Source organism: Pseudomonas sp. R28(2017) (assembly GCF_002112505.1).
Taxonomy (GTDB): Bacteria; Pseudomonadota; Gammaproteobacteria; order Pseudomonadales; family Pseudomonadaceae; genus Aquipseudomonas.
Genome location: NZ_NEHW01000005.1, coordinates 213625 through 233062, shown reverse-complemented (window position 1 = coordinate 233062; position 19438 = coordinate 213625). Strand labels below are relative to the sequence as shown.

Sequence of the window (19438 nt, the reverse complement as noted above, 5' to 3'; positions counted from 1 at the left end):
CCCAAGGGGCCTCACAGACTGCCTAGATTTCTGAACAGGGTTCGCACCAGTGGTAAATGCAGCAAAAACCAAACCCGCGCCAATCATCGATCGCCTGGTCGTGGTCGGCCTTGGCCTGATCGGCGGCTCCTTTGCCAAGGGCCTGCGTGAAAGCGGCCTGTGCCGCGAGGTGGTCGGTGTCGACCTCGATGCCCCGTCGCGCAAGCTGGCCGTGGACCTGGGCGTGGTCGATCGCTGCGAAGCCGACCTCGCCGCCGCCTGTGTCGGCGCCGATGTCATTCAGCTCGCCGTGCCGATCCTGGCCATGGAAAAGGTCCTGGCCCGCCTGGCCCAGCTCGACATTGGCGATGCGATCATCACCGACGTCGGCAGTGCCAAGGGCAACGTCGTGCGTGAGGCGCGTGCCGTCTTCGGTGAGCGCCTGCCGCGCTTCGTTCCCGGCCACCCGATCGCCGGCTCCGAGCAGAGCGGGGTAGAGGCTGCCAACGCCACCCTGTTCCGGCGCCACAAGGTCATCCTCACGCCACTGGAAGAAACCGACCCGGCCGCCCTGGCCCTGGTCGATCGCCTGTGGCGTGCATTGGACGCCGATGTCGAGCACATGCCGGTGGAGCGCCATGACGAAGTGCTGGCTGCCACCAGCCACCTGCCGCACCTGCTGGCCTTCGGCCTGGTCGATTCGTTGGCCAAGCGCAATGAAAACCTCGACATCTTCCGGTACGCTGCGGGAGGTTTCCGCGATTTCACACGAATCGCCGGCAGCGACCCGACCATGTGGCACGACATCTTCCTCGCCAACCGCGAGGCGGTCCTGCGCACCCTGGACACATTTCGCAGCGACCTCGACGCCTTGCGCGACGCGGTCGATGCTGGGGACGGGCACCAGCTGCTGGGTGTTTTCACCCGTGCACGCGTTGCCCGCGAGCATTTCAGTAAAATCCTGGCCCGCCGGGCCTATGTGGACGCTATGAACGCCAACGATCTGATTTTCCTGGCCCAACCGGGTGGCCGCCTGACCGGGCGAATCCGCGTACCGGGCGACAAGTCGATTTCCCACCGTTCGATCATGCTCGGCTCGCTGGCCGAAGGCACGACCGAAGTCGAAGGTTTCCTCGAAGGCGAGGACGCCCTGGCGACCCTGCAGGCATTCCGTGACATGGGTGTGGTCATCGAGGGTCCGAATCACGGCCGCGTGACCATCCACGGCGTTGGCCTGCACGGCCTCAAGCCGCCGCCAGGTCCGCTGTACGTCGGCAACTCCGGCACTTCGATGCGCCTGCTCTCCGGCCTGCTGGCCGGCCAGCCGTTCGACGTGACCATGACCGGCGACGCCTCGCTGTCCAAGCGCCCGATGAACCGCGTGGCCAACCCGCTGCGCGAAATGGGTGCCGTGGTCGAGACTGGCCCCGACGGCCGCCCGCCGCTGACCATCCGCGGTGGCAGCAAGCTCAAGGCACTGACCTACACGCTGCCGATGGCCAGTGCCCAGGTCAAATCCTGCCTGCTGCTGGCGGGCCTGTACGCCGAGGGCAAGACCACCGTCACCGAGCCGGCGCCGACCCGTGACCACACCGAGCGCATGCTGCGCGGCTTCGGCTACGCGGTCGAGAGCAACGGCCCGGTCGCTTCGCTGCAGTCCGGTGGCAAGCTCACCGCGACCCGTATCGAAGTGCCGGCAGACATCTCGTCTGCAGCGTTCTTCCTGGTGGCCGCATCGATCGCGGAAGGCTCCGAGCTGGTGCTCGAGCACGTCGGCATCAACCCGACCCGCACCGGCGTGATCGACATCCTGCGCCTGATGGGCGGCGACATCACCCTGGAAAACCAGCGTGAAGTCGGTGGCGAGCCAGTGGCCGACCTGCGCGTGCGCGGTGCCAGGCTCAAGGGCATCGACATCCCTGAAGCGCTGGTGCCACTGGCCATCGACGAATTCCCGGTGCTGTTCGTTGCCGCTGCCTGCGCCGAAGGGCGTACCGTGCTGCGTGGCGCCGAAGAGCTGCGGGTGAAGGAATCCGACCGCATCCAGGTCATGGCCGACGGCCTGATCACCCTGGGCATCAAGTGCGAGCCGACCCCGGATGGCATCATCATCGAGGGCGGTCAGCTCGGCGGTGGCGAAGTGCACGGTCATGGAGACCACCGTATCGCCATGGCCTTCAGCGTCGCTTCGCTGCGTGCCAGCGCGTCGATCCGCATCCATGATTGCGCCAACGTCGCCACCTCGTTCCCGAACTTCCTCAAACTGTGCGCCGATGTCGGTATCCGCGTCGCCGAAGAGGGCAAGTCGTGAATTCGCCTGCACCGGTCATCACCATCGACGGCCCAAGCGGCTCGGGCAAGGGGACCGTGGCCGGCATCCTCGCTCGCGAGCTGGGCTGGAAGCTGCTCGATTCCGGCGCGCTGTACCGCTTGCTGGCGTTCAACGCCAGCAACCACGGTGTCGACCTGACCAACGAAGAGCTGCTCAAGGCCCTGGCCGCCCATCTGGATGTGCAGTTCATCGCTGCCGAGCCGGGTAAGCTGCAACAAATCATCCTCGAGGGCGAGGACGTCAGTAACGTCATCCGTACCGAAACGGTCGGTGCCGGCGCCTCGATGGTCGCCTCGCTGCCGGCGGTGCGTGAAGCACTGTTGCAGCGTCAGCGCGCCTTCCGTGAAGCGCCGGGCCTGATCGCAGATGGTCGCGACATGGGTACCGTGGTGTTCCCGGACGCGCCGCTGAAGGTCTTCCTCACCGCCAGCGCCGAGGAGCGTGCCCGCCGCCGCTACCTGCAGTTGAAGGGCAAGGGTGAAGATGTTAGTCTTTCGAGTCTGCTAGATGAGATTCGTGCGCGCGATGAGCGTGACACCCAGCGCGCAGTGGCCCCGCTGAAGCCAGCGGCCGATGCCATTCAGCTGGACTCTACCGAGTTGTCCATCGAGCAGGTGTTGCAACGTATCAGGAGCGAGCTCGCCCAGCGCGACTTGGTCTGATAGCCAGGAGAGCAGGCAGGGGCACCAGTCAACGTCCTGCCGGCTTTCCTTTACTTAAAACAAACCCACATTGTCTGGAATGTGGCGATGGGCGTCTGTTTCGCCCGAATCTACAGGAATTAAAATGAGCGAAAGCTTTGCAGAACTCTTTGAAGAAAGCCTGAAAACCCTCAATCTTCAGCCGGGTGCCATCATCTCCGGTATCGTTGTCGACATCGACGGCGACTGGGTTACCGTACACGCTGGCCTGAAGTCCGAGGGCGTCATCCCGCTCGAGCAGTTCTACAACGAAGCTGGCGAGCTGACCATCAAGGTCGGTGACGAAGTTCACGTTGCGCTGGACGCGGTCGAAGACGGCTTTGGCGAAACCAAACTGTCCCGTGAAAAAGCCAAGCGCGCCGAGTGCTGGATTGTTCTGGAAGCAGCTTTCGCCGCCGAAGAAGTGGTCAAGGGCGTTATCAACGGTAAGGTTAAGGGCGGCTTCACTGTCGACGTTAACGGCATCCGTGCGTTCCTGCCGGGCTCCCTGGTTGATGTCCGCCCAGTGCGCGACACCACCCACCTGGAAGGCAAAGAGCTGGAATTCAAGGTCATCAAGCTGGACCAGAAGCGCAACAACGTTGTCGTTTCCCGTCGCAGCGTGCTGGAAGCCGAGAACTCCGCCGAGCGCGAAGCCCTGCTGGAAACCCTGCAGGAAGGCCAGCAAGTCAAAGGTATCGTCAAGAACCTCACCGACTACGGCGCATTCGTGGACCTGGGCGGTATCGACGGCCTGCTGCACATCACCGACATGGCCTGGAAGCGCATCAAGCACCCATCGGAAATCGTTAACGTTGGCGACGAAGTCGACGTACGCGTTCTGAAGTTCGACCGCGAGCGCAACCGCGTTTCGCTGGGTCTGAAGCAGATGGGCGAAGATCCGTGGGTAGCTATCACTGCACGTTACCCAGAAGGTACCCGTGTACAGGCTCGCGTGACCAACCTGACCGACTACGGCTGCTTCGCTGAGCTGGAAGAAGGCGTTGAAGGTCTGGTACACGTTTCCGAAATGGACTGGACCAACAAGAACATCCACCCGTCGAAAGTCGTTCAGGTTGGCGACGAAGTGGAAGTCATGGTTCTGGACATCGACGAAGAGCGTCGTCGTATCTCCCTGGGCATCAAGCAGTGCAAGTCCAACCCATGGGAAGACTTCTCCGGCCAGTTCAACAAGGGTGACAAGATCACCGGTACCATCAAGTCGATCACCGACTTCGGTATCTTCATCGGTCTGGACGGCGGCATCGACGGCCTGGTTCACCTGTCCGACATCTCCTGGAACGAAACCGGCGAAGAAGCCGTACGTCGTTTCAAGAAGGGCGACGAGCTGGAAACCGTCATCCTGTCGGTTGACCCAGAGCGCGAGCGCATCTCCCTGGGCATCAAGCAGCTGGAAGACGATCCGTTCTCCAACTTCGTTGCTGTCAACGACAAGGGCGCTATCGTCAAGGGCATCGTGAAAGAAGTTGACGCCAAAGGCGCCATCATCACCCTGGCCGACGACATCGAAGCCACTCTGAAAGCTTCCGAAATCAGCCGTGACCGCGTTGAAGACGCGCGTAACGTCCTGAAGGAAGGCGAAGAGATCGAAGCCAAGATCATCAGCGTTGACCGCAAATCGCGCGTCATCAGCCTGTCGATCAAGTCGAAAGACGACGCTGAAGAGCGTGAAGCCATCCAGAGCCTGAAAAACGCTCCGGAAGCGGCTGCCGACACCACCATGGCTGCGCTGCTGCGCGAAGCAATGGCCAAGCAGAACTGAGTTCTGTTTGATCGGTAGAAAAAAGGGTGGCCTTCGGGCCACCCTTTTTTATGCCCGCATTTTTATCCGGGCCAAGCGCAACCCCTGTGGGCGCTGGCGTGCTTGCGATGGGGGCGAAGCAGCCGCTGTTCCAATAGGTCTTATTTCTTAACACTCCTATCTTGAATTTTTTTATTAAGTCAAGAACCGCCCTGTTCAAATCCCTCCGAGCGTGCTACAAACTGATTAAGCAATGATCTAGCTGCTTGATAACGAAGGGAAAAATATGACGAAGTCGGAGCTGATCGAACGTATTGTCACCCATCAAGGGCTGCTCTCGTCAAAAGACGTGGAGTTGGCTATCAAGACCATGCTCGAGCAGATGTCCCAATGCCTGGCCACTGGCGATCGCATCGAGATTCGTGGCTTTGGCAGTTTTTCCTTGCACTATCGCGCACCGCGGGTTGGCCGCAATCCCAAGACCGGCCAGTCGGTGGAGCTCGAAGGCAAGTTCGTGCCTCATTTCAAGCCAGGTAAAGAGCTGCGTGACCGGGTCAATGAAGAAGAGCACGAACACCCTTGAGTCATAGAAAGGAGCAATCGGATGCGTAACCTCAAGCGCGCCTTGGCGGCGTTGTTCGTGCTGCTGCTGGCGGCTGTGGTGCTGTTCTTCGTATTGGAGAACCAGCAGGCAGTGGCGCTGGTACTGTTTGGCTGGTCAGCGCCGGCAATGCCAGTGGCAGTGCCTGTACTGGCTGCTTTGGTCATCGGCTTGGCGGTGGGTCCGCTGCTCGGCGCCTACGGTGTGCAACGCAGCAAGCGCAAGATTCGCGCATCGGCACGTCAGGCGGTCCTGAGCGGCAGCTGATGAAAATTCCTACGATCATGTAGGATTGTTTCATCTATGCGCACGTCCACCGAAATGGAGTAATTGGTACTTCATTTTCGGCTTTGGTGAGTGTGCAGTGGTATGGAATTTCCCGCCCTTTCCCATCATGGTGGTACTCAAGAAGTAACCGGTTCTCGACCAGGTCACCAGTCTGCTGATCGAGTGCGGCCTGTATGTTGGACGGATTCGTAGCCGGGGTCGGAGGTCGCGCCGATTGGCTTCGATATCGAGGCGCTTATCGTCACTGACGTTTATCTTGATCACGTCGGCCAAATTCCAGTGTTGCTGGCTGCTGGCTATCGTGGCCACTTCTGTGTCGCAAGTCTTCAGCAAGGCTGCTGCCGTTGATGCTTGAAGTTGCGTTAAAGCATGGCTACTCCGCTCATGCAGGCCAAACCGAGTTGGTATATTTTGCGACGGTACGCGTCGGCCGGGCCAGGGTGGTGTTACCGGTGCACGGTGACAAGAAAGCCTCGGATTGCTCATTTACAACCCGTAAAGTCGAGCGCAACTCCGACCGTTCCTTGGCTATTTTTGCCTTGCCTTGCCTTGCCTTGCCTTGCCTTGCCTGCGTCTGAAGACTTTTCATAAAAACCCTAATCCTGTGTGTTCGGTACCACGTTATGCATAATTTAATTTTCGGCATCTGGCTGCGATGTACAATCATGGATATGCTGGACGTCAAACAGCTAAGCTTTTCGCTAAACCGATAAGTGGTCGTGCTTTTCAGGCGTTGCAAAGGAACTACCTATGACGGCCGGAGCCTTAAATCAGGCCTTCAAAAGTCTTGCGACGAAGGTCAGGCAAGGCGAAAACAGCCAAGGAACGGTCGGAGTTGCGCTCGACTTTACGGGCTGTAAATGATCATTTCGAGGCTATTTTCAGCGCAGTATCACTGAGTGTGAAGGCTTTTTGTACGGTGCCTGGCAGGAGCTGTGCACGGGTCACTGTCATATGAGCTGGGGAAAATCAGGGGGTGACCTTGAATTTAGGTCGCTGCGGCACTGGGGGGAGCCAAAGGATGGCGATTTTTGGATAACTATAAAAGTATGCAACAAGTTCAGGGCAGGATCCGGATGCAAATGCAGCGAGTCTTTTATGCCTGCAACTCATTGATTTTTCATGTATTTTTTTTAATCCCTGGCTGGCATGTTGCTTATAATGGTGAGCCAAGCTATGCGTTCGGAAGAGCCTCTGCCGTTGCAGGGTGGGCTGTGCCCCTACTCGAGACGACACCAAGCCAGAAGGAAATGCCTGCGTGACGCGAACCTCATTGAAAGTTGCTGTTGTAAGCCAGTATTTCTTTCCAGAAAACTTTATTATTAACGAAATAGTTAAGGAGTTGGCGGCGTTAGGCGTTCACGTTGAGGTGTTCACCGGCAAGCCCAACTACCCAAGTGGTGAGATTTTTCCTGGTTATCAGGCACAGGGGTGTGTAGAGGAACGATTTGGTGACGATGTCACTGTTCATCGCGTGCCGCTTCGTCCGCGTAAACAGGGTGGTGCAAAGAATCTCATTCTCAATTACTGGTCTTTTGTTTTCAACGGTGCCCGCTACTTCAGGAAAAAGGCCAGGCGTGGAAAATTTGATATCTATTTCGTCTTTGCGCCTTCCCCAATCCTTTCCGTGATTCCAGCGTTGGCAATGAAACGGGTTCATCGTGCACCGGTTTTCCTGTGGGTGCAGGATCTGTGGCCGGAGAGCCTCGAGGCGACCGGCTTCATTCACAACAAGCTGCTGCTGCGCCTCGTTGGTGTGCTGGTTCGTGGCCTCTACTGGTCTGTCGATGCTATTCTCGTGCAGTCTCGAGCCTTTATCGAGCCTGTCAGGCGTTACGCGCGTGCTGACAAGATCAGCTACTACCCCAACTCCTATCTCCAGGATGATGTCCGGGCGGTGGGAGCATTGCCAGATACACTCACAAGCCTGTTGCAGGCTCATTTCTGTGTGGTGTTTGCCGGTAACCTGGGGAATGCTCAGGGTTTGGCTACCGTCGTCGAAGCGGCACGGTTGCTGAAAGCGTCAAACTCGCCTGCGAGGATTGTAATGGTCGGCACGGGCAGCAAAGCACAATGGTTGTTGGAGGAGAAACACAGGTTGGGCCTGGATAACCTGGTGATCACTGGTGCTTTCCCCCGCTCTGCAATGGCCGAACTCTTCGACCGTAGTGCCGCGTTGCTGGTGACACTGAAGCGAGACGAGATTTTTGGTTGTACGATTCCCAGCAAGGTACAGGCATACCTGGCTGCAGGACGGCCGATTATCGGCTCGCTGGATGGGGAGGGCGCTCGGGTGATCAACGATTCAGGTGCCGGCGTAACCTGTGCAGCTGAAGACGGCGCGGGGCTGGCCGCATGTATAGAGTCAATTCAAGGCCTGTCTGCCGCCAAGCGTGAGCAGATGGGTAACCACGGAAGAAGCTACTTTCTGAAACATTTTGAACTGCGCGCCCAATGCAAGGCGCTGGTACAGAAGTTCGAACAACGGATTCAACAGGATAAAACACAGTAATGAAGATATTGGTATTGGGCGCAACGGGCATGCTGGGCAATGCCGTAATCCGGTATATCTCGGCCAACTCCACTCATCAGGTCTATGGCACTTTGCGCTCAGATTTCGGACGCAAGTTCTTCCCTCCGCAGCAGGCCGACTTCCTGCTGTCAGGTGTGGATGTCCTTGATCCCGATGCCCTGATGGCCGCATTCGTCAAGTCTCGACCGGATGTCGTGATCAACTGCGTAGGTTTGATCAAGCAGCTTGCCGATGCCAAAGACCCACTGACAGCCCTGCCCCTGAACGCCATGCTCCCGCACCGCCTGGCAACTTTGTGCCAGGTCTCTGGTGCCCGCCTGATTCATGTCAGCACCGATTGCGTGTTTTCTGGGGATAAGGGCATGTATCGGGAGGAGGATGAGTCAGACTGCACCGACCTGTACGGTAAGTCGAAGTACATCGGCGAATTGCATGGCTGTGATAACGTGGTGACCCTGCGGACCTCCATCATCGGGCATGAATTGCAGAGCAGCGCTTCGCTGATCGACTGGTTCCTTGCTCAGCAAGGCAGCGTCAAGGGGTTCAACAAGGCCATCTTCTCGGGACTGCCCACTGCCGAACTGGCCAGAGTGATTTTGGAGCATGTTATCCCTGATGCTTCATTGAAAGGGCTTTACCATGTGTCTGCTGAGCCGATCAACAAATATGAGCTGCTCAAAACAGTCGCAGACGTCTATGAGAAGGACATCGAGATCGTGCCCGATGACAGACTGGTGATCGACCGTTCGCTCGATTCCTCCCGGTTCCGAGCAGCGACAGGTTACACGCCGCCCTCCTGGCGTGCACTCATCGAATTCATGCACGCACAGCGTCAATAACCCATATCAAGGAGAGGACCCGTGTTCGACAACAAGATTCTGATGATTACCGGTGGCACTGGCTCATTCGGTAATACCGTGCTCAAGCGTTTCCTCAACACGAATGTGAAAGAAATCCGCGTATTCAGCCGCGACGAGAAGAAGCAGGAAGATATGCGCATTGCCTTGTCCAACGACAAGGTCAAGTTTTACATCGGTGATGTCCGCGATTATCAAAGCGTGGCCGAGGCGATGATTGGCGTCGACTACATTTTTCATGCGGCTGCACTGAAGCAGGTACCGTCCTGCGAGTTTTACCCGATGGAAGCCGTCAAGACCAACGTCATCGGTACCGAAAATGTGCTCAACGCAGCGATTGCCAGCGGCGTGCAACGGGTGGTGGTATTGAGTACTGACAAGGCTGTCTACCCGATCAATGCCATGGGCATTTCCAAGGCCATGGCTGAAAAGCTGATGGTTGCAAAGTCGCGCATGATTCCCGCCCGCGGCCCGGTCATCTGCGCTACCCGCTACGGTAACGTGATGGCCTCGCGCGGCTCGGTGATTCCGTTGTTCGTGGAGCAGTTGAAGTCGGGTAGTGAATTGACCGTGACCGATCCGAACATGACGCGTTTCCTCATGTCTCTGGAAGATTCCGTGGATCTGGTTCTGCATGCCTTCGAGCATGCCGAACAGGGCGATATCTTTGTGCAGAAGGCTCCTGCGTCCACTGTTGAAGCTCTCGCCGAAGCACTGAAGCAGTTGTTCGGGCGTGACAACACAGTCAAGGTTATCGGTACTCGCCATGGTGAAAAGCTTTACGAGTCACTGATTTCCCGCGAGGAGATGGCCAAGGCTGACGACATGGGCCGCTATTACAGGATTCCCGCAGACAACCGTGACCTTAACTACAAGAAATATTTTGTTGAGGGCGAGCAACATATCTCCGAGCTGGATGACTATACCTCCCACAATACCGAGCGCCTCGATATCGATGGTATCAAGGCGCTGCTGCTGAAACTCGACTACATTCAGGAAGAACTCAATGCTTAAGGTCATGACGCTGGTCGGTACTCGTCCCGAACTGATCAAGATGAGCCGTGTCATCGCCGAGCTGGATGAGCAGACTCATCATGTACTGGTGCACTCTGGTCAGAACTACGACTTCGAACTCAATCAGGTTTTCTTCGATGACCTGGGTATTCGCAAGCCTGACCACTTTCTGGGTGCGGTCGCAGGAACTGCTGCGGGCACGATTGCCGAAGTGATCGCCAAGTCCGATGAGATTTTCGAGCTGGAAAAGCCAGATGCTTTGCTGCTTTACGGCGACACCAACACATGCTTGGCAGTGATTGCAGCCAAGCGTCGCAAGATACCGGTATTCCACATGGAGGCTGGTAATCGCTGTTTTGATCAGCGTGTACCAGAAGAGCTCAATCGCAAGGTACTTGACCACCTTAGCGATATAAATATGGTGCTCACCGAGCATGCACGGCGTTACTTGTTGGCCGAGGGGATCCGCCCTGAGACCATCATCAAGACCGGTTCGCATATGGACGAAGTGCTCAACTACTACCGTCCGCGTATCGACGCGTCGACAGTACTGGAGCGGGAAGGTCTGGTCGAAGGGCAGTACTTCGTTGTCAGCACGCACCGTGAAGAGAACGTCGATACGCCACAGAATCTGCGTGATCTGCTGGCGTCGTTGCGCGCCTTGGCGGACGCCTATGACTACCCGATCGTGGTGTCTACCCACCCGCGTACGCGCAAGCGCCTCGAGGACCTGGGTGAATCGATTGATCATCCGTTGATCCGCTTTGTCAAACCATTCGGCTTGCTCGATTACATCAAGTTGCAGATGGGCGCACGTTGCGTGCTCTCCGACAGCGGTACCATCACCGAAGAAGCATCGCTGCTGAACCTTCCTGCAGTTACCATCCGCAACGCCCATGAGCGTCCAGAGGGCATGGATGAAGGCACGTTGATCATGTGCGGCCTGACCCCTCAGCGTGTGCTGGATGCTGTGCGTGTGGTTGTCAGCCAGCATGATCGCAATCGACGCGTGGTCCCGGTAGTCGACGATTACTTGGGCGGCCCGGTATCCAAGCAAGTCGTGCGTATCGTCTACAGCTACACCGATTACATCAACCGGACTGTCTGGTCCAAGTAGCATCTTCAAGCCAAGGCTGCCCGCACAGTTAGCGGCGGCGGCCCTGGTTTGAAGTACGCGCGGGTGAATTGCGCAGGCAGCTCGCTTGCGCATGCCGATCTGTCTGTGCCGATACCTGTCGATATCCCGCGTGGTGACGCTGAACCGCGCAGGGTTGCCATGTTCGCGGTTTTGCCCAGGCCACCGGAATGGAGAACTCACGACACATGAAGAAGCTGGTGGTAATTGGAGGAAGCGGTTTTGTCGGGCGCCACTTGCTCGCCTGTAAAGGCAGCCTCGCGGACGCCGAGATGATTTACGCAGTTCACCGCAGTGAGCCTGACTGGCTGATTGCATCTTCGGTCCAGGTGGAGCGTTTCGACGTCAATGAAACACACTCCTTGGATTCGATTTTGTCCCCGGGTTGTACGGTCATCAACTTACTCAGGCCTGATGGCAGTGGGTGGTTCGATGGGGCGATTGCCAATATTCTCGAAGCCTGCAAGGGCGCGAGAATCAAGCGCTATGTGCATGTCTCGAGCATTGATGTATTTGGCTCGGCACCGGATCCAGTCGTTTATGCTTCTACGCCTATTGAGCCGCGTACTCCCTATGAGCGGGAGCACGCAGCAGCTGAAGCACGGGTTCGCAATGTGCCGGCGGAAGGCTTTGAGGCGCTGGTATTGCGGTTAGGTGCGGTTTTTGGAGTGGGGGGAATGAACATCACGTCGTTCGTCGATGAAGTTGCTCACGCTCCGCTCTGGAAGCTGGCGTTGCGCAGGTTGCTTTATGGGCAAAGAAGGATGCACCTGGTCAGTGTCGAGCGGGTGGTGCAAACCTTGCTGTTCGTATCGCAGGTTCCCCTCATTCGTCAGGGCGAAGTGGTGTTGGTTACCGATGATGCGTGTGCTGACAATAACTTCGGTTTTTTGCAGGATGCATTGTTGCAAGCATTTGCTCGGCCATCGCTAGGCCGTTTGCCGCACTTGCCGCCCGCAGCGCTGGCGGTGCTGCTGCGTATGCGCAAGATCAGCAACGTCAACCCCATGCGTCGCTTTTGCGAAACTCGGCTGGCCGAATGGGGCCAACCTGAGGCAGCAGATTTCAACCTGCAGTTACAGCGTTATGTGACCGTGCTGAGGGCATCTGCATGAGAGTCTTGCTGGTCAATATATCGCTTGACGCAAAGTTGGGTGGCGGTACTGCCGAACGCACGCGACATCTGGCTGTGCACATGGCAAAAGCCGGGAGTGCCTGTGAAGTTTGGGCCATGTCTGGCAACTCGTGGCAGCATGAGTTCAAGGCGCAAGGCGTGAGCTATTACATCACGGGTTGCGTCGGCCGCAGGTTTCCGCTGCCGTTGTTGAACCCAGTGCGAGCTTGGCGTTCGATACGTGAGGCTGACGTGATACACATCATGGGCTACTGGAACCTTCTGAGCGTCGCCATGGGGTTCATGGCGATGGCTTGCAGGCGACCTTTCATCTTGTGTCCGGCTGGTGAGTTCAGTTCGATCGGTTCGCCGCAGCGGATCAAGAAAGCTTTCCATTTTTGCGTAGGACGGTGGTTGATAAAGGCTGCCTCAGGTTTCATCGCTATCACTGCCCTCGAGCGAGAATTGATCGCCAAGGTGGCAAGTGTTGACGAAGCCGACATTCCAATTGTGTGCAATGCAGTCGTGGAGCCTGAACAGTCATCGGCGGTGAGCACCCTGGTTCCCGACGAACCATTCATTCTGTTCATGGGCAGGCTGGCGCCCGTCAAAGGGCCTGATCTGCTGATTCAGGCATATGTTGATACACCAGCAGCCCACCGTTACCCGCTGGTCATGGCTGGGCCGGACTTTGGCATGCAGAAGGAGCTCAAGGCGCTGGTCGATGCGTCTGGGTTAGAGCGTCAGATTCACTTCATCGGGTTTCTTGATGAGGCGCAGAGGACGACTGCTTACCGAAAGGCGATGATGCTGGTCATTCCGTCCCGGTCCGAGGCGATGTCGCTGGTAGCACTTGAGGCCGGTGTAGTCGGGCTGCCTGTGCTGCTCACCGATACGTGCGGGTTCGACCAGGTCGGAGCGGTACAGGGTGGCATGGTCGTACCGGCCAGTGTCGAAGGTATCGCTTCAGGCTTGCAGGGCATGCTGGCTCAGCCTGATGAACTCCCCCAGCGTGGTGAGCGGCTCAAAACGTATGTACTGCAGAACTACACCTGGACTGTCACGGTACAAAAGATGCTTCAACAATTCGCCCGCTTGCTACGCACGGGCTCAATGATGAAGTGAAGTGTAACGATAGTATCGGCCCGTTGTTCGGGCCGATACACGTTGCCTGAGTCAGCTTGCAACGTGCACTGCGGCAGGTTCGGACCTGCGCCTCCCCGCCAAGGTGGCACTGCAAATGAACATCGTCAGTGCATAGGGCATCCAGACGATGGGTCGTTGATAGATGCTCAGGGCAAATAACGCGAAGAAGAGCAGAACCCATAGCTTGCGCTTGGCATTGCTGATGATGGCGAAGGTCAGGCTGATCATGCTCACGGCGAACAAGAACGTGCCTATCAGACCGTAGTCGGTCAATAGGCGTGTGACAACTTGAGATACGCCACCATAGACAACGCTGGAATCGGCGCCTAAACCAAAAAGCAGGCCTTTGGTGTCCGCGTTGCGATAACGTTCGAGCAACTTGTCCATTTCCGGCAGGGAGCGGTTATTGATGTACTGAACCTGGCGAAGATGTTGCTCATTTTTGGGCGTAGGCGCGAGTTCGGGGGAAGGAGCAGGGGGGCTGGTGGCCGTACGCTCATCTGCAATCGCAGGGGACACTTGTCTCTGCTTCGCGGGCACTTCGACATGCACCTCGCTGACAGGTTGCGGAGCGCTGGGTTTGACGATGCCTAGAATCAGAAGCCCGAACAGGCCCAGCACTGCTAGCGGTAGTAACGTCAGGAGCGACCTGGAATACAGCAAGCGAAACACAAAGCCGATGAATGCCATGATGATGAACGCCAGGGAGCAGGAGAGCAGACCCCCGAGGAATATCACCAGGCATGACAGAGGCTTGAGGCGGAACCGATTGCCCGCCAGGAGAAACGCCGCGATCGTGCCAACCATGCCAGGCTCGTCATACACCGCGCAGAGCCGATAAAGTTCACCGCCCCAAGGCAACGAGAGGTTGTTGCCCGAGAGCAGCAGGGCTCCAGGCGCATGTAGGTACGCCCCGCCTTGCGCAGCCATTTCCGGGTTGAGCAGTGGCATCCGTTCCATGTGCGGCGCAACGCCAAGGATGGCCGCTATGGAAACAAGGATGCCTGGCACCAGGCTGGCCGCGAATATCCATCCAAACCACTGCAGAACCTTGCCTCGACGCTCGTCCGAGAAGATTGACAGGGCCAGAATCGTTGGCAATACGAAATACCACCGTGTAGTACTTCCGTCGACTTTGGGTAGCATGCTGATGTACAGCACGAACAGGCAGATCAAGATGAAACCGGGCAGCTCCCTTCGGCGTGGGCGATCACCCTGCATGAGGGCAAGGATTGCCAGGCAGCCTGATAGCGCGCCGGCAATTGCCATATGGCGTAGTGAGTGCCAGAGAAAATAGGGGTGTAGCGTTATCCAGGCACACAATGCGAACAACGGCGAGAGGGCCGTATCGAGCGAAGCGCCTACGCGATGATGCCGAAGAGCAATTTTCATTGTGAGTGGATCTGCCTGATCATGCCCGGGCACGTTTTGCCGGATGGCGTTACGTGCAGCTGGCTTGGAAAGTTGAGTAACTCATCTGTGACAGCCGGGTGATGCTAACGTGCACAATTATTTTGATCTGATTGCGAATACTTGATGCAATTATCAAAAATCGGGCCTGCTATCACGCCTCTGGGCTTTCTGGGCTTTCAGGCTTTTCCCGCTATTGCCGCACTTGGCGCCCGTATGTTGAGGGTAAGGCGTGCAAGGTAAAGCCCTACGATGAAACCAAGCAATTCCAACAGGAAGAAGAACTGAACTCGCGGGAAGTTCATCTGCACCACGAGGTAGGCGAGGGCCACGCCCACGGCCGCCTGCGTAAAGATATTGCCTACCAGTTTCCTTGCCAGGCATTCTGCCAGGATTCCTGCAAGGAACAGCGATGCAAGGCCTGCTACCAGCACGGTGTAGTTTGCGCTGTAAAGCAAGATTGCTATGGGGCCGGGAATGGTCATGAACGTAAAGTTTTCGTAGGTAGCATACTGAGCATCGGACATGCGCTGGTAAATCGCTTGAGTACCGCTCTCCGGCCGTTCACCGAGGCTACTGACAAATAGCGGCCACCCGGTATGTACATGGCTGGTTACTGCCATCACGCCCTCGATACCTACCCATCTGTCTACTATCAGCTTGCTTAGCTCCATGAGCATGCCTTTCCAACGTGCTGGCGTTATCTCTGCCGCCTGCGGTGCAGCGCTTGCCTGCTGGGGTGTTGCCGTAGCCATGCGCAGTACGGGAGCGCCCGGCGCGAGCCAGGCTGTGGTTGCTAGGGTCGCGTCTTCCGAAGCAGCCACCCACAGCTCAAGGCGCGCAAGCGGCAATCGCTCATCAGCACTAGCCGTTTGGCTTAAAGGGGGGGCAAGTAGCACATTCTCCGCGATGCTTGCACTGTTGATCGGCCGTGCCTGGGCAAACGAGTGAAGGCGATCGGCGGACACCAGCAGTATGGACGCGACGAACAAAAGTGCCGTCACCAGTAGTATTCGCAGCCACTGAGCAGGGCGCAGGGCGCTCACCAGCTCGCGGCCATGGGTAAGGTAGACCACAAATGGAGCGGCCACGTGGAGGATCATCTGTGCTCGGCTGCCCATGGACACGGCCGTGACCGCCCCCTCCAGGATGAGGATGTAGAAAAGGCTCTCCAAGCCAAGCTTGCGCGCCCTGACCATCCAGTAGCCAACCGTCGCAAGGAGGATCAGGTTGCCCCAGGCAACCATGAATGACACCAGCACATAGAGATAGCTGTTCAATCTCAGTCCGGGTTCGGTGCCCACCTTCAGAATAGCGTATTTGAAATTGAGGGCGAGGGCCACGCAGGTGACCACAATGCAGAACCACATCGCAGGGCGCAGCAGCGGGGATTCGGTATTGATAGCGCGCTCATGGTTCGTCCAGTGCAACGTCCGGGACGCAATGTACTGGCAGGTCAAGAGCGTGGCGAAGGCTGTGTTCAATGCGACCAAGCAGGTGTTCCAGGCACTCGGCGAGTCGTCAAAGGCGCCAATCGGTTCAATGAATTGGGTACCGAGAATGAAGTGCAGGACCAGCTTGGCCCAGCAACCCAGTATCAAGAATGCCAGCAGGAAAAAGGAAAAAAAGCTGCTGCGATTGGTCAGCACGGTTCGCACAAGCAGGGTGGTCAGTACGCCGTTGAGAAGCAGCGGGCCGAGCGCGGCAGGGTAATTGACTGCAGCGGCGAGCGTTGCCACCACTACCACGAGAATTGCAATGAACTGCACTGGTCTGCTGCCCAACAAGTGCGAGTGCATGTGTTGATTCATGGAAGTGCTCCGGATACTGCATGAACCCAAAGGGCGCGTTCGCGTGTTCGAGGTGGCTGAAGACAGCTATTTCAAGCTTTGGATTTGGGCCGGACAAGGGTCAACACATAGCTGGCCATTTTGCGTGACAGCAGTGACGACGGATGGAGCAGTGCGGCTTTCCCCATGCGAGCCCAAAACAGCGTGTAGCGCCCTGAGAAACCGTGCATGAAGCCGGACAACATCAGTGCATTGGCTACCGCCTTGCGCTTCCAGCCGAGGATGGAGGGCGAGAGATTATGTGCTTGGTAAAAGCTTTTTATCACACGTACCGGTTCGTCAGAGCGTTCTGCGCTGCACGGGTTATAAGTGGTCGAACCGGAATGGATGCGAAAATCTGCGAGCGCGCTGGCGACGCGTGTGAATGGCCCGTGCTGGCAAAGTCGCAGAAAAAAGTCCATGTCCGGGATATTGCGCAATGTTGTGTTCCAGCCGCCCACTTGTTCCCAAACCTTTCGACGAAACAGCGCGCCAGGCCCTGGCAGGCATTGAAAATTGGCTATCAACAGGCGCTCTTCATAGTCGGGCGCCTGAACAGTGCGGACCAGCGACGAATGCTCATCGATCACACAGAAATCCGGATAGGCCAGTACGGCTTCGGGGCGCTGCTGCATCGCCGCGACAATGGTCTCGACTGCCTCAGGGTGAAGGCGATCATCGGCGCTCAGGTAACCCAGCAATTGCCCGCTGCTCTGTTGCCAGCCGAAGTTCATCGCCGCACTCTGGCCGGCGTTGGTTTGGCGGTAGCGTGTGAAGTTGCCCGCATGTTGTGCAAGCAGTTGCGGCGTCTCATCGGTAGAACCGTCGTCGACGACGATCAATTCGATATCGTCATAGGTCTGCTGCAGGACACTGTCGATAGCATCCAGCACATAACGCCCGGTATTGTAGGTAGGAATAATGATCGAAACCTTGGGCTTTGCGCTGCTGCTAGCGTCCATGAGAAACCTTTTTACGGTAATAGAAGCGCACGAACCGGCGCAGGGAGTTGTAATCTGCGGTAGTGCTCAAATTGAATATTCGCTTGACGCAACGAATTTGCGCCACTGACTGGCATGCCCCACCGAGGCTGTATATCACGGCCAAACCGATGATTCCATACAGCCACATCGCCACCAGGCCAGCGGCTATCATGCAGACTCCGCTGGCTACCGAAATTCGCATGGCGACATGCTGCTTCTGCAGCATCATCAGTACGAACCCAGCAGTGCCTGCATACGTCTGTGTGAGTTGCGATACCCCGAGTATGGCGAATATGTAATAGGCCTCGGCATACTCGCTGGACCACACGTGCGATAGCACAAACTTACCGCTGAGCATGAACAGAAGATACCCGGCAAGGCCAAGGATCGTTGCTGCACCAGCGCCGACCCCCAGGACACGTTGCAGGTAGCGTTTCTTGCCGCGAACCCAAATTCTACCGATCGATGGCGCCACCACGGTGTTGATCACTGCCAATGGTATGAGCACGAGTGCCGCCAGGCGCGATGCCAAGCCATAAATGGCCAGGCCTGCGGTGTCTCCAAACCATGCGATGATCCACAAGTCCGCTTGTGACATGACAAAGAGCACCACGGTGGTGGTGACGTTGGGGCGCGTTTCGTGCAGGAGTGTTCGGTAGCAGGTTGGCGTGATGGGGCTGTTGCCAGGCTGTGCCCGGTACCAGTGCCTCAAGCTGTAGGCGCCCAGCAAGGTCGTGCAGCCAGCGCCGACCAGCCCTGCAAGCAGGAGGATGTCGAGATCGAGATGGAATTCGCCGCGCCAGGCAAGAATAACGGTTGCCGCGCTGGCGAGGCTTGCCCCGGTGATCAGGAAGCTGGCCTGGACAAAATGGCCAAGGGCGCGGTGCTGCTCCGAAAGGATCGTCGTCATGGCGGCGAGCAGCATGCTGACCGATACCAGAGGTGCCAGGTGCTGAAGCAGTTGCAGTAGTTCCGCGCCCTCATAGCGTGAGAGCACATGCATGAAGACGTTGAAGCCGATAGCCAGCGTGACTGTAGAGACCAGAGCAATGAGCAGGGTGCGCCGAATGACCTGCTTGACCTTGCCGCTGTCACGCTGACCCTGGGCAATGGAAATGCAGGCAGGCGCGGTGATGCTCAAACCGAGCTGGCCTAGCGTGGCAAGGGCGGCGATGATGGATTGAGCGAGAAAGAACAGGCCGACTGACGTCTGCGGCATGGTCATCGGAATGATGATGCCTGTCAGGGCGCCTGAACCCAATAGCAGAAAGCGTCCGAACACTGCAGCGATGCTGGCAGCCACGGGTGATGACAGCGCGTTGTTCACTTTCCCTATCGACATGACGCTTGTTGCTACCTGATTGAATTGGCGGATTCTGTTTGGTTTTGCTGATCGTGTCCACGATCGATTGACGGTGATGGCTATTGGTCATCACTCAGATCGCCAGAGGTGCATCCGTTTTTTTTGCCTGTATTGACGTTGCGGCTTGAAGTGATTCGGCCTTTCTGCCTTTATAGTGGCCCGCTGGAGCCTATTGATTGTTCTCTTCAGTTGCCAATATCTGTCGAAAAATCCTACAGATGACAGTTAATTATCCAGATGCGCTCATTGCTATTGTCTGCACACACACCAACAATAAGAGGTTGATGTTAATGAGATTTATTTGCTTTTTCGCCTGCTCTCATCGACGAGATAGGGAGTGGTGTGCTGCAGGTAGTAAGTGAAAAATCGCACTAAAGTGATAATGGTCGTGTGATTCAGAGCATTCAGGAAC

16 protein-coding genes are annotated in these 19438 nt (G+C 57.1%); 12 read left to right on the top strand and 4 right to left on the bottom strand.

Annotated elements, in window-relative coordinates:
* Positions 1–82: 82 nt before the first annotated feature.
* The 12 genes from CAF78_RS11195 (at position 83) to CAF78_RS11145 (ending at position 13420) form a co-directional block, all read left to right on the top strand.
* On the top strand, positions 83–2290 hold the full coding sequence (locus CAF78_RS11195) for a bifunctional prephenate dehydrogenase/3-phosphoshikimate 1-carboxyvinyltransferase (RefSeq protein ID WP_256573874.1): 2208 nt from the start codon (positions 83–85) through the stop codon (positions 2288–2290).
* Entirely contained in the window at positions 2287–2973 is a 687-nt protein-coding gene (gene cmk, locus CAF78_RS11190; RefSeq protein WP_085675436.1) for a (d)CMP kinase, read from the top strand. The genes CAF78_RS11195 and cmk overlap by 4 nt, the downstream gene beginning before the upstream one ends.
* Positions 2974–3097: 124 nt before the next feature.
* Positions 3098–4774, top strand: coding sequence for a 30S ribosomal protein S1 (gene rpsA, locus CAF78_RS11185; protein ID WP_027918186.1), 1677 nt, complete (start codon positions 3098–3100; stop codon positions 4772–4774).
* Positions 4775–5039: 265 nt separating this feature from the next.
* Complete coding sequence (ihfB, locus tag CAF78_RS11180; RefSeq protein ID WP_012313292.1) at positions 5040–5336, top strand: integration host factor subunit beta; 297 nt, start codon at positions 5040–5042, stop codon at positions 5334–5336.
* A gap of 21 nt (positions 5337–5357) precedes the next feature.
* Entirely contained in the window at positions 5358–5621 is a 264-nt protein-coding gene (locus tag CAF78_RS11175; protein WP_085675437.1) for a LapA family protein, read from the top strand.
* Positions 5622–5989: 368 nt separating this feature from the next.
* Positions 5990–6220 (top strand): MBL fold metallo-hydrolase RNA specificity domain-containing protein, encoded by a 231-nt coding sequence (locus CAF78_RS29025; protein ID WP_371856890.1) that lies wholly within the window; start codon positions 5990–5992, stop codon positions 6218–6220.
* A gap of 680 nt (positions 6221–6900) precedes the next feature.
* A complete protein-coding gene (locus CAF78_RS11170) occupies positions 6901–8154 on the top strand; it encodes a glycosyltransferase family 4 protein (RefSeq protein ID WP_256573868.1) in 1254 nt (417 codons plus the stop codon).
* A complete protein-coding gene (locus tag CAF78_RS11165; protein ID WP_085675438.1) occupies positions 8154–9014 on the top strand; it encodes an SDR family oxidoreductase in 861 nt (286 codons plus the stop codon). Before CAF78_RS11170 ends, CAF78_RS11165 begins: the two co-directional genes overlap by 1 nt.
* 21 nt (positions 9015–9035) lie before the next feature.
* Positions 9036–10046, top strand: coding sequence for a polysaccharide biosynthesis protein (locus tag CAF78_RS11160; protein ID WP_085675439.1), 1011 nt, complete (start codon positions 9036–9038; stop codon positions 10044–10046).
* Positions 10039–11163: a non-hydrolyzing UDP-N-acetylglucosamine 2-epimerase gene (gene wecB, locus CAF78_RS11155; protein ID WP_085675440.1), complete on the top strand. Its 1125-nt coding sequence runs from the start codon at positions 10039–10041 to the stop codon at positions 11161–11163. The genes CAF78_RS11160 and wecB overlap by 8 nt, the downstream gene beginning before the upstream one ends.
* 206 nt (positions 11164–11369) lie before the next feature.
* Positions 11370–12296 (top strand): NAD(P)-dependent oxidoreductase, encoded by a 927-nt coding sequence (locus tag CAF78_RS11150; protein WP_158090043.1) that lies wholly within the window; start codon positions 11370–11372, stop codon positions 12294–12296.
* Positions 12293–13420, top strand: a complete 1128-nt coding sequence (locus tag CAF78_RS11145; protein WP_085675442.1) for a glycosyltransferase — start codon at positions 12293–12295, stop codon at positions 13418–13420. Before CAF78_RS11150 ends, CAF78_RS11145 begins: the two co-directional genes overlap by 4 nt.
* A 51-nt stretch (positions 13421–13471) precedes the next feature.
* Here the strand turns inward: CAF78_RS11145 and CAF78_RS11140 are convergent, their stop codons facing one another.
* From CAF78_RS11140 to CAF78_RS11125, 4 genes are all read right to left on the bottom strand, one after another.
* Positions 13472–14833 (bottom strand): hypothetical protein, encoded by a 1362-nt coding sequence (locus CAF78_RS11140; RefSeq protein WP_143515040.1) that lies wholly within the window; start codon positions 14831–14833, stop codon positions 13472–13474.
* Between the two features lie 197 nt (positions 14834–15030).
* Positions 15031–16662, bottom strand: coding sequence for a hypothetical protein (locus CAF78_RS11135; protein ID WP_143515039.1), 1632 nt, complete (start codon positions 16660–16662; stop codon positions 15031–15033).
* 71 nt (positions 16663–16733) lie between these two features.
* Entirely contained in the window at positions 16734–17642 is a 909-nt protein-coding gene (locus tag CAF78_RS11130; RefSeq protein WP_085675445.1) for a glycosyltransferase, read from the bottom strand.
* Positions 17632–18990 carry a lipopolysaccharide biosynthesis protein gene (locus tag CAF78_RS11125; protein ID WP_143515038.1) on the bottom strand — a complete coding sequence of 453 codons (1359 nt, stop codon included), beginning with the start codon at positions 18988–18990 and terminating at the stop codon, positions 17632–17634. The genes CAF78_RS11130 and CAF78_RS11125 overlap by 11 nt, the downstream gene beginning before the upstream one ends.
* Positions 18991–19438: the final 448 nt, after the last annotated feature.